This window comes from Streptomyces sp. NBC_00076 (genome assembly GCF_045041235.1).
GTDB lineage: Bacteria > Actinomycetota > Actinomycetes > Streptomycetales > Streptomycetaceae > Streptomyces.
Genome location: NZ_CP108242.1, coordinates 1127550 through 1142200 on the forward strand (window position 1 = coordinate 1127550; position 14651 = coordinate 1142200).

General features: G+C 72.2%; 14 protein-coding genes. 6 read left to right on the forward strand and 8 right to left on the reverse strand.

Translation table 11 applies throughout. From position 1 onward, the window contains the following. Window positions 1-169 precede the first annotated feature (169 nt). On the reverse strand, window positions 170-946 hold the full coding sequence (locus OHA64_RS05220) for a peptidoglycan-binding protein (protein WP_405608538.1): 777 nt from the start codon (window positions 944-946) through the stop codon (window positions 170-172). A 174-nt stretch (window positions 947-1120) separates the two neighbouring features. Here OHA64_RS05220 and OHA64_RS05225 point away from each other — a divergent pair, with 174 nt between their 5' ends. Then, the gene (locus OHA64_RS05225; protein WP_405608541.1) at window positions 1121-1855 is read left to right on the forward strand and encodes a TetR family transcriptional regulator; all 735 of its coding nucleotides are present in this window, start codon (window positions 1121-1123) and stop codon (window positions 1853-1855) included. A 145-nt stretch (window positions 1856-2000) separates the two neighbouring features. Next, on the forward strand, window positions 2001-2426 hold the full coding sequence (locus tag OHA64_RS05230; RefSeq protein WP_405623872.1) for a Zn-ribbon domain-containing OB-fold protein: 426 nt from the start codon (window positions 2001-2003) through the stop codon (window positions 2424-2426). Window positions 2427-2493: 67 nt separating this feature from the next. Here OHA64_RS05230 and OHA64_RS05235 read toward each other — a convergent pair whose 3' ends face one another. Continuing rightward, window positions 2494-3843, reverse strand: a complete 1350-nt coding sequence (locus OHA64_RS05235) for a Gfo/Idh/MocA family protein (RefSeq protein WP_405608543.1) — start codon at window positions 3841-3843, stop codon at window positions 2494-2496. A 241-nt stretch (window positions 3844-4084) separates the two neighbouring features. Between OHA64_RS05235 and OHA64_RS05240 the strand changes: the two genes are divergently transcribed. Then, window positions 4085-6877: an alpha/beta hydrolase family protein gene (locus OHA64_RS05240; RefSeq protein ID WP_405608546.1), complete on the forward strand. Its 2793-nt coding sequence runs from the start codon at window positions 4085-4087 to the stop codon at window positions 6875-6877. 43 nt (window positions 6878-6920) lie between these two features. On the opposite strand, the gene OHA64_RS05245 is transcribed toward OHA64_RS05240, so the two are convergent. Next, entirely contained in the window at window positions 6921-7307 is a 387-nt protein-coding gene (locus OHA64_RS05245) for a PPOX class F420-dependent oxidoreductase (protein ID WP_405608549.1), read from the reverse strand. Window positions 7308-7368: 61 nt separating this feature from the next. Continuing rightward, window positions 7369-8553: a MalY/PatB family protein gene (locus OHA64_RS05250; RefSeq protein ID WP_405608552.1), complete on the reverse strand. Its 1185-nt coding sequence runs from the start codon at window positions 8551-8553 to the stop codon at window positions 7369-7371. 66 nt (window positions 8554-8619) lie between these two features. On the opposite strand from OHA64_RS05250, the gene OHA64_RS05255 reads away from it, so the two are divergent. Both OHA64_RS05255 and OHA64_RS05260 read left to right on the forward strand, forming a co-directional pair. Then, the gene (locus tag OHA64_RS05255; RefSeq protein ID WP_405608555.1) at window positions 8620-9609 is read left to right on the forward strand and encodes a hypothetical protein; all 990 of its coding nucleotides are present in this window, start codon (window positions 8620-8622) and stop codon (window positions 9607-9609) included. A 94-nt stretch (window positions 9610-9703) separates the two neighbouring features. Continuing rightward, complete coding sequence (locus OHA64_RS05260; protein WP_405608558.1) at window positions 9704-11074, forward strand: S1 family peptidase; 1371 nt, start codon at window positions 9704-9706, stop codon at window positions 11072-11074. A 23-nt stretch (window positions 11075-11097) separates the two neighbouring features. Here OHA64_RS05260 and OHA64_RS05265 read toward each other — a convergent pair whose 3' ends face one another. From OHA64_RS05265 to OHA64_RS05280, 4 genes are all read right to left on the reverse strand, one after another. Continuing rightward, complete coding sequence (locus OHA64_RS05265) at window positions 11098-11436, reverse strand: EamA family transporter (RefSeq protein WP_405608561.1); 339 nt, start codon at window positions 11434-11436, stop codon at window positions 11098-11100. A gap of 15 nt (window positions 11437-11451) precedes the next feature. Beyond that, window positions 11452-11892 carry a hypothetical protein gene (locus tag OHA64_RS05270; RefSeq protein WP_405608564.1) on the reverse strand — a complete coding sequence of 147 codons (441 nt, stop codon included), beginning with the start codon at window positions 11890-11892 and terminating at the stop codon, window positions 11452-11454. Window positions 11893-12067: 175 nt separating this feature from the next. Next, the gene (locus OHA64_RS05275; RefSeq protein WP_356772064.1) at window positions 12068-12229 is read right to left on the reverse strand and encodes a hypothetical protein; all 162 of its coding nucleotides are present in this window, start codon (window positions 12227-12229) and stop codon (window positions 12068-12070) included. A gap of 112 nt (window positions 12230-12341) precedes the next feature. Continuing rightward, a complete protein-coding gene (locus OHA64_RS05280; RefSeq protein ID WP_405608567.1) occupies window positions 12342-13502 on the reverse strand; it encodes an ROK family protein in 1161 nt (386 codons plus the stop codon). Between the two features lie 171 nt (window positions 13503-13673). On the opposite strand from OHA64_RS05280, the gene OHA64_RS05285 reads away from it, so the two are divergent. Then, window positions 13674-14639: a carbohydrate ABC transporter permease gene (locus tag OHA64_RS05285; RefSeq protein ID WP_405608570.1), complete on the forward strand. Its 966-nt coding sequence runs from the start codon at window positions 13674-13676 to the stop codon at window positions 14637-14639. Window positions 14640-14651 lie beyond the last annotated feature (12 nt).

Below are 14651 nucleotides of genomic sequence, written 5' to 3' on the forward strand. Positions count from 1 at the left end.
TCCGTTTGTCCCGTCACGCGCGGCCGGTGTCCCGGCCTCAGCCCATCACGGCACGGGTACCCCCACCATCCGGGACGACATGCAGGGCAGCAGCGGTCCTCCTGTCATCCGCCCTCTCATCCCCCGCTCTCCCCCGCTCTCCCCCGCCTTCGGCCTCTCCTCCGTCGTCTCATCCGCCGTTCGTACGGGACTCCAGGTCGCGTCGGGTGTCGTCGCCGTAGACGCCGGTCTCGTCGCCGCGGATGCCGTACCAGAGCTGGAAGCGGGCCACCGCCTCGGTCAGGGTGGCGTCGTAGCGGCCGCTGGTGGAGCCGTCGGCGTAGACGTCGGGGATGCGCAGCAGGCGCTGCTGGAGGTCGGTGACCTCGGGGCCGTCGGCTCCTTCGCGGAGGGTTCCGGCGCCGTCGGGGTCGGTCACGCCGGCCGAGGCGGGCGGCGCGGGCGCGGCGACTGTGGGGGCGGCGGACGTGGAGGCGGGTGGCGAGGGGGGCGGAGCGGCGGTCGCGTCGCCGCGACCGGGCAGCAGGAACGCGCAGCCGAATCCGACCACCGCGGCGGCGGCGACGGCACCGACGACGGCCGTGCGGCGCAGGTGCCGAGGCCGGTCGCGGGGAGCCTCGCGCGGGGCCGCCCGGCGTCGGACGGGGGCGACGGGTGGGAGTTCCTGTGTCGCCTCCTCTGCGTGCGGCGACGCCTCGAACAGGGCCACCGCCTCGTACGCGCGATTCTGCTCCGGTTCGTAGGCGCCGCTCGGCTCACGCTCGTGGGTGATGCCGTTCGGCTCCCGCTGGTGGGCCCCGTTCGGCTCACGATCGTAGATGCCGTTCTGCTCCCGGTACTCCCTGATCAGCTCGGCGAGGGCGTCCGTGCGGCGTGGGCGCAGCACACGGATCGGTTCCAGGGGCTGCCTGTTCTGAGGCGAACCCTGGTCGGGCGGTGTCGGCACGCTGCTCTCCTTCCGTCCCCTGCGCAGGGACCTGCGGCATCCCCCGGCAAGGGATACGTGGCCGTCGGGCGAGGAGTTCAGCCTCCGTCGCCCCGGCCTGGCACAGAGCACTCAGTTCCCTCAAGTCGCTGCACTGAGTGCCACATGGGTCGACCAGGTGCTACGTTCCCGTCCATGAGCTCCAGCAGCGCGGCGCCCCGACGCGGCGACAAGGCGGAGGCGGCGGCCGCGAAGCCGCCCATGCGGGACGCACTCGTCGGGGCGGCCTTCCGACTGTTCCTGGAGCGGGGGTACGAGCAGACCACCGTCGACGACATCGTGGCGCTCGCCGGGGTCGGCCGCCGGTCCTTCTTCCGCTACTTCCCGTCCAAAGAGGACGTGGTCTTCCCCGACCACGAGCGCTGCCTGGCCGACATGACGGCCTTCCTGGGCTCCGGCGACGACACGGAGGAGCCCGTGGGGCGGGTCTGCGACGCGGCCCGGCTGGTGCTGCGGATGTACGCCGAGAACCCGACCTTCTCCGTCCAGCGCTACCGCCTCACCAAGAAGGTGCCGGGCCTGCGCGCGTACGAGCTGTCCGTGGTGTGGCGCTACGAGCGGGCCCTGGCCGAGTACCTGCGGGCGCGGTTCGCGGGCCGGCCTGACGGAACCCTGCGGGCCGACGTGATCGCCGCCGCCGTGGTCGCGGCCCACAACAACGCGCTGCGGTCCTGGCTGCGTGCGGACGGGCAGAGCGACGCGAGCGCCACGGTGGACCACGCCCTCGGGTACGTGCGGTCGGCTTTCGGCGCGACTGAGACGCCGCTCGTCGCCGAGCAGCCCGAGGACGTGGTGGTCGTCGTCTCCCGGCGGGGGGCTCCGCTGTGGCGGGTGGTCCAGGAGATCGAGACCGTGCTGGGGCACGACTGACCAATCTCAGGGTACGGAGTGCCTTTACGAGTGACACTCAGTGCCATACGCTGAGCTCGTGCACGGTGGCACGAGGAGCCGGGCACGTGCGTGCACGGTGATCCGCGCACGCGGGATTCCGGCCGAGCGCAGGGAGTTGACCAGCGTGTACCACCCTTCAGGAAGCGTTGCTCGTCAGACAGCCGGTTCCTCGGCGGGCCTCCTGGATCCCAGGACCGCCCCCCGGAGCTCCGACAGTGAGGCCATCCTCTTCCAACGCTGCACCTGGTGCGCCACCGCCATGTACCACCGGCTGCTGTGTCCGGTCTGCCAGGGCAGCGATCTGCGGACGGAACGCAGCGAGGGCACGGGGACGGTCCGCCACGCCACGGTGGTGCACCGCAACACCCCCGCCGCACGCAACGTGTCGCTGATCGAGATGGCCGAGGGCTTCGTCGTCCGCGGCCGGGTCATGGGCCCGCTCATCGGCATCCACAGCGGTGACCGGGTGCGACTGTCCACCGCGAAGGACCCGGTGCGGGGCGAGCCGGTCTTCCAGATGCTCGACGAGCCCTACCGCGCCTGGATCTGACGGGCCGCTCAGCCGCCTTCCCGGCCCGGGAACGTCCCTCGCGCAGACCCCGCACGGAGCACTCGCCTCACTCCCGCCACACCCCCGGCACCAGGTCACGCACCCGCACCGGCAGCCCCGACTCGAAGCACTGGTTGGCCGCGAGCCCGACGGCCAGCGCCAGCGCACCGTCCCGTTCGGTGGCCGTCGGGTGGGTCCTGGCCCCGGCGTCCGCCGGCTGCCCCGGGCCCACCGGCCCGAAGAGGGCGTCCAGCATGCGGGGGTCGCCGCCCCCATGGGCCTCGTGCGCGGTGACGAGCGGGACGTCGACCGGTGGCCGCCACAGCGGACGAAGGGTGAGACGGGCCCCGCCCGCGTTTTCGGCGGCCGTGTCGCCGTGCACGGCACCGCTGCCCGAGGTGATCCGGCTCAGGGGCGGCTGCCAGCGGCTCTCCTCCACCTCCAGCTCCAGCCGACCCGCACTGCCGTTGAACATCACCCGGTAGCCCTCCCACGGGGAGTAGGCGGTGAGGTGGTACGTCATCGTCGCGCCCCGGGCGTAGCGGACGAGGACTGCCATGTCGTCCTCGATGGTCACGGGGCCGTCGAAGACGTTGCGGTCACGGACGTATCCGTCGTCGGGTTCGGCGTCGAGGTAGAGGGCGCGCAGGGTGTCGTCCGCCGTGAGGTCCAGCGCGAAGGGGTCGTCGGCGGCCGGCGCGGCGCCATGGGCGCGGTCGTAGTCACGGCGCAGTCCGTGCCGTCGGCCCGCCTCGGGGCCGTAGAAGCCGAGTCGCCCGTAGCCGAAGACCTCCTGCGGCTCGTCGGCGAGCCACCAGTTGACCAGGTCGAAGTGGTGGCCCGACTTGTGCACCATGAGGCCGCCGCTGCGGTCCTTGTCCCGGTGCCAGCGGCGGAAGTAGTCGGCTCCGTGCCGTACGTCGAGGAGCCACTCGAAGTGCACGGACAGGACCTCGCCGATCGCGCCCTCGGCGAGCAGCGCGCGGACCTTCTCGTGGACGGGGTTGAAGCGGTAGTTGAAGGCGACGGTCAGGGAGTTTTCGGTGTCCCGGACCGTGTCGAGGATGCGGGCACAGCGGGCGGCGTCGACGGTCATCGGTTTCTCGGTGACCACCCGGCAGCCGGCGTTCAGGGCCGGGACGATGAAGCGGTCGTGCTCGGCATCGACGGTGGTGACGACGACCTCGTCGATGTCCTCGGCGGCCAGCATGTCGCTGAAGCGGTCGGGCTCCCACGGCGTGGCGGCGGGTTCGCCCGCCGCGGCCAACAGCCCGTTGTGGAAGGCCATCCGGGTGGGACTGGGATCGCACAGGGCGGCGACGCTGTGGCCGGGGCGTTCGGCGAGGGCCCGGGTGAACATCTGGGCGCGGTGGCCGGTGCCGACGACGGCGGCGCGGTGAGGAGTGCTTCGGCTCATGGAAAGCGCTTCCCCCGGGGTGCGTCCGAGTAGTCCTCGACGCCCGGGGTGAGTCGGTCGCGTCGTCGGCCACCAACAACTTCGGCTCCACAGACAACCCACAGCCACCCCTTGCCGTCCTCTGTGACACGAGGGGCCTCCGTGGCGAACGAAGCGCCCACGACTGTGAGTTGTGCGTTTCGAGGCGCATTGCGAGGCGCGAGTTTTCGTGTTGCGAGTGGTGAGTTGTGAGGAGGGGACATTGATCCGTGCCCGGCGAATATGTGTGACCGCCGTGGCGGTACTGGCGGCCCTGGCGGGGTCACCCGGACTGGCACAGGCTCAGCAGCCGCCCGGAGCAGGGTTGTCGAGTGCCGCGACCATGGACAGCGGGCTGCCGCCTGGTTGGCGGATCAGCGGGGAGGGCACCGCGCGTGAGCTGGTCTGGCGTGCGTCGAGGCCCGTGCCCATGGGAGACGCGCGCGTCGAGTTCCGTGCCGGTGACCGGCTGCTCGGGCTGCCGACGGCGGGGAAGGACGGGCGGACCTTCCGCCTGACTCTCGACGAGGCCGGGCCGTCCGAACTGGCAGACCTTCACGTCCTGTCCGGCGGACGCCGGTTGGACGCGTCCGAAGACCCGAAGGGCAAGCTCCGCGAGCGGGACTCCGAGGCCGCCGCACAGCCGCCGGCTCCGCTCCCGGCGGGCGCCGTCGACCCCGGGAAGCCGGGCTCGTACCGCACGGTCAGCGGGGAGTACAAGCTCGACGCCGTGCGGCTGCCCGGCCTTCCCGCACCGGTCGAGATGCGCGCCGAGGTGGTCACTCCCAAGGGGGCCACCGGCAGCCGCCCGCTCGCGCTCTTCCTGCACGGCCGCCACCCCACCTGCTACAAGCCGGGGGGCACCGAGGACGACGTGAACATCGACTGGCCCTGCTCGGCCGGTACGAAGGAGATCCCCAGCCACAAGGGCTATCTGCGCGACCAGAAGCTGCTGGCCTCCCAGGGCTACGTCACCGTGTCGATCTCGGCCAACGGCATCAACGGCCAGGACGGGAACCTCGAGGACGCCGGCGCCCAGGCCCGCTCCTCGCTGGTGCGGCAGCACTTGGGCCGCTGGGCCGACTGGACCGCCCACCCGGCCACGGCACCGGCCGTAGTACGCGCCGCGCCGAAGGCCGACCTGTCCCGCGTACTGCTCGTCGGGCACTCGCGCGGTGGCGAGGGCGTGAACCGGGCCGCCATGGACAGCCTCTACCCGCCGCCCGCCGACCAGGACGGCTACCGCGGGCGGGTGCGCTGGCACGTGCGCGGAACCGTGCTGATCGGGCCGACGATCTTCGGCCAGAACCCGGTCGCGGACGTGCCGTCGATGACGATCCTGCCCGGCTGCGACGGCGACGTCTCCGACCTCCAGGGCGAGGTGTACGTCGACGGAACCCGCGGGGTGAGCCGGGGCGACGCCCTGCACAGCGCCGTGTACATGATCGGCGCCAACCACAACTACTTCAACAGCGAGTGGACCCCTGGCCGGTCCGTGGCACCCTCCTGGGACGACTTCTGGGACGACGAGGACCAGCCCCGGGACCCGGTGTGCTCGGCGGGCGCCCGAACCCGGCTGACCGCCGACCAGCAGCACAAGGCCGGTGCCACCTACATCGCCGCCGCGGCCCGGCTGTTCGTCGCCGGCGACGACAAGGTGCGCCCGCTGCTCGACGGCTCGGGCCGCCGCGCCCCCTCGGCCGATCCCGCCCGCGTCCTGACCCACGCCGTCGGAGCCCGGCGCGGCGCAGGGTTCCTGCCCGACGGCCAGGTCACGGTGACCGGCGGCCGGCTCTGCTCGGCGGTGGACCCCGATCCGGCGGTCGCCTGCCTGGGGCCCGAGAGTGCCGCAGTATCCCCGCACTTCGCGAGGTGGGACCCGGACCGTGAGACCGCACGCCGTGCAGTGGCGCTTCAATGGTCGTCGCCGGGATCGGTGACGCGGGTGCGTCCCGCCGCGCCGCTGTCGCTCACCGGCGCCAAGGACCTGGCGTTGCGGGTGATCGTGCCGCCGAACACCACCGGGACACAGCTCGACGTGTCCCTCGCCGACTCCTCCGGCCGTCGGGCCGCCCTCGGGCGGGTCCGGGTCGACGGGCTCCCGGGCAGCGACCGTACGGCCTCCTACTGGGCCCGCGAGGTGCGCGTCCCCCTCACGGCCGCCACCCGGGCCGGTCTCGACCTCAAGCACGTCAAGTCCCTTGACCTGACGCCCCGTTCAGGGTCGGGGCGGGCCTGGCTGATGGACGCGTGGGGCTGGCGGCCGGGCACGCCCGCGGTCCGGGAGGCCGCGCTGCCGCGCGTCGACATCGGCCGCACGACGGTGCGGGAGGGCGACTCCGGCGTTCGTACCTACCGCGTTCCGGTGCGCGTGGCCGGGCAGGGCAGCGGTCAGGTGCGCGTGTACGTCATCAACGCGGACACCGGCGCGGCCGAGGGCCGGCTGGTGACCGTGCGGCCCGGCGGCCGGGACATCGACGTACCGGTGCGGGTGGAGGGCAACACCCGCTACGCGTACGAGCAGCAGTACGACATCGCGGTGAAGGCGGTCCGCAACACGGTCGTCGGCTCACCCCACGGCGGGGTCACCGTTCAGAACGACGACCCGATGCCGACGGTGAGCGTGACGCCGCTCGCGGACCGGGTGACCGAGGGGCAGCCGCTGAGGTGGCGACTGTCACTGTCCGAGGCCGCGGACGTGGAGATATGGCCCTTCTTCGTGGCGGCCCCGGTCACCGAGGGCTCGGAGCTGTCCACCAAGGACGTCGACCCGCAGTGGCTGGCGGACACCTTCGGTATCGACCCGGACCCGGAACGCCCGCTGTCCCAGGCGGACGGCCTCTATCTGCAGGCTGCCGTGCCGGCCGGTGAGACCAGCACCGAGGTGACCATGCCCACCGTGAAGGACACGGTGGGCGAACCGGCCGAGTCCGTGCGCTTCCCGCTCGGCGACGAGGCGGGGCAGCCGCCGGCGGGTGGGCCGGAGCTGACCGGCACGGTGCTGGACGCGCCGTAGTCCGACGACCGCGTGGGGCGGGCCGTACGGCCCGCCCCACGTGTCACGACCGCGGAGTCACCCGGATGCCGACCGTCCCCTCCAGGCCTCGGCGCAGCTTGCTGCCGAACAGGCTGAGGCGGCCGAGGATCCCGTACTTGCGGGCGAGGAGCTTGCGGTAGCGGACGGTGGTCGCCGCGTCGGCGATCTCGGCGGTGGCCGTCATCTGGTCGCCGGTCGGCTTCCCTCGCACGTCGCAGGGGCCGACGAGAACGTCGCCCCGCGCTCGGATCCGCTTCACCTTCCAGGAGTCGGCCGCCGTCCACACACCGAGTGTGTCGCCGTCGCGCACCACCCACACCGGGGTGGCGACCGGGGTGCCGTTCCTCCGGTAGCTGGTGATCAGCAGGTACTTGCCCGCCCCCAGGCGTTCGAGCGCCGTGTCGTCCATGGCCGCAGTGTAGGCAGCCGCCGACCGTCGAGGGAGGGCGGGGACACCGCGGCGGCGCCGGTCACGTTCGGTCGAGCGCCGCCGCCATCCGGCGTACCGCCTCCTCGATGATCTCCGGCGACGTCGCCAGGTTCAGACGTACGTGCCCCGCGCCGCCGGTGCCGAACGGAAGCCCGGAACTGAGGGCCACCCGACCGCGGCGCAGGAAGGTCTCCGCCGGATCGTCGCCGAGACCGAGGGCACGGCAGTCGAGCCAGGCGAGAAACGTGGCCTCACCGGGACGACAGGTGATCTCCGGGAGCCGGGCGGTGAGCAGGTCGGCGAGCAGGCGCCGGTTGTCGTCGAGGCCGGCGAGCAGGGCGTCCAGCCAGGGAGTGCCGTCGCTCAGGGCGGCGGTGTGGGCGAGGACACCGACATGGCTCGGGCCGTGCCCGACCTCTTCGGGCATACGGGCGAGGTCGGCGGCGGCCGCGGGTCCGGCGACGGCGAGCGCGGCCTTCAGTCCCGCGAGGTTCCACCCCTTGGACGCCGACATCAGTGACAGCCCGTTCTCCCCGCCCGGCACGCTGAGGTACGGCACGAAGCCGACGTCGGCGGCGAGGACCGGCGCGTGGATCTCGTCGGCGACGACCCGTACGCCGTACCGGTCGGCCAGGGCGGCGACGGCGGTGAGCTCGTCCGCGGTGTGCACGGTGCCCGTCGGGTTGTGCGGGCTGCACAGCAGGTAGGCGGCCGACCGTCCGCCGGCCACCGCCCACTGGAAGGTGTCCTCCAGGGTGTCGAGGTCGATGCGGCCGTCCGCGCCCAGTGGGGCCTCGGTCACCCGCCGGTCCATGTGCTCGACGAACTGGAAGAACGGCGGATACACGGGCGGGTTCACGACCACCGGATCGCCGGGCCCGGTGACCAGTCGGATCATCTCCACGACGCCGAGCATCACGTCGGGCACGATCGCCGTGCGCTCCACCGCGAGCCCGTCCCAGCCCCACCGCCGGTCGGCGAACGCGGCGAGCGCCTCGGCGTACGCGGTCCCGGCGGGGTAGCCGGTGTCACCGAGCGCGAGCGCGTCGGTGACCGCGCGGACCACGGGTTCGGCGAGCGGTACGTCCATCTCGGCCACCCACAGCGGCAGAACGTCCTCGGAGTAGGTGCGCCACTTCATGCTGGTACGTCGTCGGAGTCGGTCGAGGGTGAGGACGCGCAGCGGATTCGGTTCACCGGACGTCTCGTGCGGGATCCTGGTCATGGGCACAAGATAGGGGGCTTCGGTGTGACCTGGAGTGATGAGAGCGGGGCACGGGGAGCGGCGTCGATGCCGGCGAGTGATCTCCTGGAGGTCGCCTGCGACGAGTCGGGCTCCGACGGGGAGAACCTCACCGGCGGGAACACCGACGTGTTCGCGCACGCGAGTGTGCGGCTGACCGTGGAGCAGGCCGCGGCGGCCGTGCAGGAGATCCGGAACCGGATCCGCTCCCCGGCGGAGGAGTACAAGGCGAATCATCTGCTGCGGGAGAAGCACCGGGCGGTGCTGGAGTGGCTGCTCGCGCCGGCCGGGCCGATCCACGGGCACGCGCATGTGCACCTCACGGAGAAGAGGTTCTTCGTCGTGGACCGTGCGGTGGACCTGCTGCTCGGCCCCGGAACGGCACAGGCCGAGGCCGTCACGCTGTTCCGCGTCGGCCGGGGTGTGTTCGGCGACGAGCGGTGGCGGGAGTTCCTCGCGGCGGCCAACCAGTTGCTGCGGGTCAGGAACGACGGGGAGCCGCGGGCGCCCGTCCAGGTCTTCTTCCGTGAGGTGGACGCCCTGCGGCGCGCGCACGCCGGTACCGGCATCTCGGACGTCCTCGACCGGCTCGCGGCGGCCCGGCCGCGCGCCGACGCCTACCGGGCGGGCCTGGGGGACGGCCCCATCCTGGTCCCGGTCCTCAATCCCCTGCTGCCCGCCATCGTCGCCACGGCCGCCCACTGGAGCGCGGACGGGAGGCCCGTCCAACTGGTCCACGACCGGCAGAACATGCTGACGCCGGAACGTATCGCCTGGATCGCGGCGATGACCCGCCGGGCGGGGGTGGACCTCGCCGGGCTCCGGCTGGTGGAGGCACGCCGGGATCCGCGGGTGCAGGTCGCCGACTTCCTCGCCGGCATCGCCCGCAAGATCGCCTCGGACGAGCTGAACGGGCGCGGCGATCCCCCGCTCACCGCCCTGCTGCGGCCCTACGTCGGTACCACGTCCGTGTGGGGCGACGAGCGCAGTTGGGTGACTCTGGCCCCGGCGGACGAGGACAGATCACCCGTGCCGTGAACACCCCCGGCCCCGCTTGCGTATGGAAGGAGGGTGCGCAACGACAGGAGCGCCCCGTGGAGTTGACCGCGAGTTCGGGGTTCGGGAGCCATGCATGAGGCACGCACGACGACGGGTCGTCCGGCGAGTGACACGGCTGGCGGCCGTCGGCGGACTCCTCCTGGGAGGGACCATGGTCACGCGGGCCATGGCCAGTGAGACTCCCGCCACCACCGTCCCGCGGACCTACGCGCAAGAGGCGGCCGGGTCCATGGGCGCGGGTCTCGTCTCACGGCTCGGTCCGTCCCGTACGGCGGGCACCTGGATCGGCGACGACGGCCGGCCGGTGGTCGCGGTCACCGACCAGGACGCGGCGGCCGAGGTCCGACGGGCGGGCGCCACGGCGAAGGTCGTGTCGCGCAGCATGAACGAGCTCAAGTCCGCGACCACGACGCTGCGTTCGGCACCAAGGGTGGCGGGCACGGCCTGGGCGATGGACTACAAGACCAACAAGATCGTGGTCCGGGGGGACAGCACGGTGTCGGCCGACGACTGGTCGCGGATGACACGGATGGCGGGCGGCATCGGCACCTTCGTCCGTATGGAGCGCACCGAGGGCACCTTCACGCCCCGGCTCAACGGCGCGCAGGCGATCCTGTCGACCGGCGGACGCTGTTCGGCGGGCTTCAACGTGACCAACGGGAAGAGCGACTTCATCCTCACCGCCGGGCACTGCGGCCCCGCCGGCTCCATCTGGTTCCAGGACTCCAAGGCCACCGAGCGGGTGGGCAAGACGGTCACGCAGAGCTTCCCCGGCAACGACTTCTCCTTGGTGCAGTACGCCGACGGGAAGGCGGGCGACGGCGCCGCGGTGGTGGCCGTAGGGGACGGCAAGGGGGTGCAGATCACGGGCGCCGCCGATCCGGAGGTCGGCCAGCGGGTGTTCCGCAGCGGCAGCACGAGCGGGCTGCGGGACGGTGAGGTGACGGCGCTGAACGCGACGGTGAACTATCCCGAGGGCACCGTCACCGGCCTGATCGAGACGAACGTGTGCGCCGAACCCGGGGACAGCGGCGGCCCGATGTTCTCCGAGGGGGTCGCGCTCGGGCTGACCTCGGGCGGCAGCGGCGACTGCACGAGCGGCGGCACGACGTTCTTCGAGCCGGTGACGAAGGCGCTGGCGGATCTCGACGTCAAGTTGCTCGTGGCGACACCGGCCGCCGGCGCGAACGGCTCGGGCGGTCCGGCGCCGACCGCCTCGGGCGCGCGGGGCGCGGCCGGTTCGACCTCGCCCGGCTCGTCGGCTCCGGTTGCGGGAGGCGCGACCGGCGAGCCGCTGCTGGCCCGGCTCACGGACCCCAGGAACGCGGGGCCCGGGCTGCTGGTCATCGCGGGCAGTCTGGTCGCCCTGGCGGCCACCCGGTACATCCGCTCCGAGCAGGACCGCAAGGCGTATCGGCAGTACTACTCGGCCACATGGAACTGACCTCCGCCACGGCGGGAGGGGCCTCATCCGATGGTCAGCAGGACCGTGGCCGCGGCGGCTCCCAGCAGGCCGGTCGTCTGCCGGAGGGTGACCTTCTCGTGCAGCAGGGCGAGTCCGAGGACGACCGGGAGGGCCGGATACAGGGAGGCCAGGACCACGGCGACGGCCAGCAGTTGCCGCTGGGCGGCGAGCAGATACAGGACGAGTCCGAGGGCCGCCCCGGCCCCGACCAGAAGCGCCTGGACCAGCGACGCCCTTGGCATCCTCAACCGCTCGACGTGGCGGGCGGCTCCCGGCAGCAGGACGAGGACGGCGGCGAGCCGGCCCGCCGCCACCGGCCACAGTCCGCTGGTCGCGTCCACCTGGGCCAGGGCGATCTACTGCACGGCGACGCCTACGCCGGCCAGCAGGCCGTCCGTCGCTCCGCCGCCGGCGCTCCCGGCGGCCCGGGGGCCCGCGCCGCCGGAGACCAGCCAGAGCGCGGGCACCGTGACGGCGATGCCCACCCAGGCCAGGGTCTCGGGCCGGTCCCCGAGCAGCAGCCCGCACAGCACGGACAGCGCGACGCCGGTGACCGCGCTCACCGGCACCACGACGCCCATCGCCCCGTGACTCAGGCCGCGGTTGAGGAAGTGCATGGCGGTGGCGCTGCCGACGCCGGAGAGCGCGCCCCACAGGAGGTCCGCCGAGTCGACGGAGTCGGCGGGCAGCAGGAGCGCGGCCCCGCAGGCGAGTGCGAGCCCGCCCAGCTGGCCGAGGACGGTGAAGGGCGGCGGAGTGGATACGGCGGGACAGCAGACCGCCGGCGGTGGGGGCACCTCCCGGCTCGAGCGAAGCCGAGAGCTGGGGGACGACGATGCCGTAGGTGATGGCCGAGGCCAAGGCGAGGAGAGGGCCCATTCGGTCTGGGGTGTCCCGGGTACGGGGCCCATACCCGGCGGTCACCTCAGGCGTCGGCCTCAGCCGGCGTCAGGGGCGGGGTTCAGGCCGCCTTCACCGGCTGGGGGCCGCGGCGGCCCACTCGAGGACGAGGCGCCGGTACTCCTCACGCTGCTCGCCGTTCAGCGTTCCGCCCGACCGGAGCCACAGCGCCCGGATCTCCTCGTTGACCTCGTCAGCCGAACGTTCGGTAGCGGGTTCAACACTGGTGGACATGATGTGAAGCATACGGTTCCGGAGGTGAAGGCAGTGTGAGTAATCACGAGCCAATCGGGCATTCCAGACAGTGTTGCTGATCACGTCCATCCGCCCACCCCCACACCGGACTTCAGGCCGCCGTCGAACCCAGGACCAGTACCTGGATTGCCAGCACCGCCGCGCCCCGGGCCCAGTCGTGAAAGTCGGACACCTTGGTCTCCAGGTCGAGCGGGGCGGCCAGCGGATGCCGGTGGGCCCGGACCGTGTCCTCCACCACCTTGCCGGCCACGTCCATCAGGCCGACGCCCTCTCCGGCGAGCAGGATCTTCTGCGGCAGGACGAAGTTGGCGATCTGGGCGACCAGGACACCGAGGGCGCGTGCCGCCTCCTCGATGACCCGGACGGGCATGGCCTCTCCGGCCGCGGCGAGGGCGAGGATCTCCTCGTAGGTGTGGTCGCCGCCGGTGGCGGCCCGCACCTGGTAGCGGATGTTGGGAATGGTGAGCAGGGAGACGGCACTGCCGCGTTCGCCCTCCGGCGTGAGCGGGCCGTTGGGGTTGACGATCCAGTGGCGGCCGAAGCCGCGGTCCTCCTCGGCGTAGGGCACGCGGGTGCCGTTCAGGACGAGGCCGTAGCCGATGCCGGCGCCGATGGTGAGGACCACGAAGCGGTCGAGGTCGCGACCGGCGCCGAACCAGGTCTCGGCCTCGACGAGGGCGGCGACGTCGTTCTCGACGACCACCGGGAGGCCGGTGCGCTCCTCGACGAGGGCGGCCAGCGGGACCTCGCTCCAGTTCAGGAACGGCGACTCCCCCACCACGGCGCGGTCCTGGACCAGGCCGCCGACGCCGATGCCGATCCCGGCGACCCGGGGGTGCTCGCGGGCGAGTTCGCCGGTCATCTCGGCGAGCAGATCGACGACCCGGGCGGGGTCGTGGCTGGCGAGCGGACGGTCGTGGCGGGCGACGATGTCGCTCCTGAGGCTGGTGACCACGCCGTAGACCATGTCCTCGGTGATCTTGAAGCCGATGAAGGAGCGGGACTCGGCGACGACGGCGAGGGGTTGCGAGGGGCGCCCCTGGCGCGCCTCGGCCGGGGACCCCGCCTCGGGGGCCTCGATCAGGAGGCCCGACTCGATCAGCGGTTTGGTCAGCCGGGTGAGACTTCCCGGCGAGAGGTCGAGCCGTCGCGCGAGTTCGGTGCGCGACAGCGGGCCGTGGACGAGCACCTCGATCGCCACCGAGCGCTCCCCGGCGCTCAGCGGTAGCCAGCTGTCGGTACCTGCGGTCATGAAGGTCAGTCTCCCCCCAGGCCAATTTATTTCGCAACGAAAACAACATGACCACTCTATGCCCGTGCGGACGTCTGGAAAAGATGTTCGCCTCAACCCTTGACGCATGGATTCTTCCGCCACAAAAGTAAGTGGCCGAGGACGAGCCGCCGCAGACGAGGGAGTCTCCCGATGACCATCGCCTCAAGCAGCCCTCCATCGCGTCTGCCCCGGGGCGACGCCGAGAGGGCACCGACCAAACCGAGGGCCGCCCGGGCGGGGGCGGGTGACAGCGGGGGCGACGGACGCCTGGCCGCCGTGTTCATAGCCCCCGCGTTCCTGGGGTTCGTGGTCTTCCTGCTCTGGCCGACCCTGCGAGGCATCTATCTCAGCTTCACCCGCTTCAACCTGCTCACGCCGGCGGAGTGGGTGGGTCTCGACAACTACGTGCGGATGGTGCACGACCCGATCTTCTGGGACTCGATGACGGTCACCGTCGAGTACGTGGTCATCAACATCGGGATCCAGACGGTCTCGGCGCTCGCCATCGCGGTACTGCTGCAGCGGCTGACCCAGTCGGCCCTGCTGCGGGGCATCGTGCTCACCCCGTACCTGATGTCGAACGTCGTCGCGGGCCTCGTGTGGCTGTGGATCCTCGACACCCAGCTCGGCATCGGCAACGAGATCGTCACGGCCCTCGGCTTCGACCGCATCCCGTTCCTGGCCGACGAGACCTGGGCGATCCCCACCATCGCGCTGATCAACGTCTGGCGGCACGTCGGGTACACCACGCTGCTCCTGTTCGCGGGGCTCCAGGCGATCCCGAACGACATGTACGAGGCGGCCAGGGTCGACGGCGCGAGCGAGTGGCGGATGTTCTGGCGGATCACCATGCCGCTGCTGCGGCCGGTGCTCGCGGTCGTGCTGATCATGACCGTGATCGGTTCGTTCCAGGTGTTCGACACCGTCGCCGTGACCACAGCGGGCGGTCCGGCGAACGCGACCAACGTGCTCCAGTACTACATCTACGGCTCCGCCTTCGGGCGCTTCCAGTTCGGCTACGCCTCGGCCATGTCCGTCGCCCTGCTGGTCGTGCTGAGCGCGATCACCATCCTGCAGTACCGGCTCACCCGGGCCGGCCGGTCCGACCTCGGCTGACGGGAAGGGAGA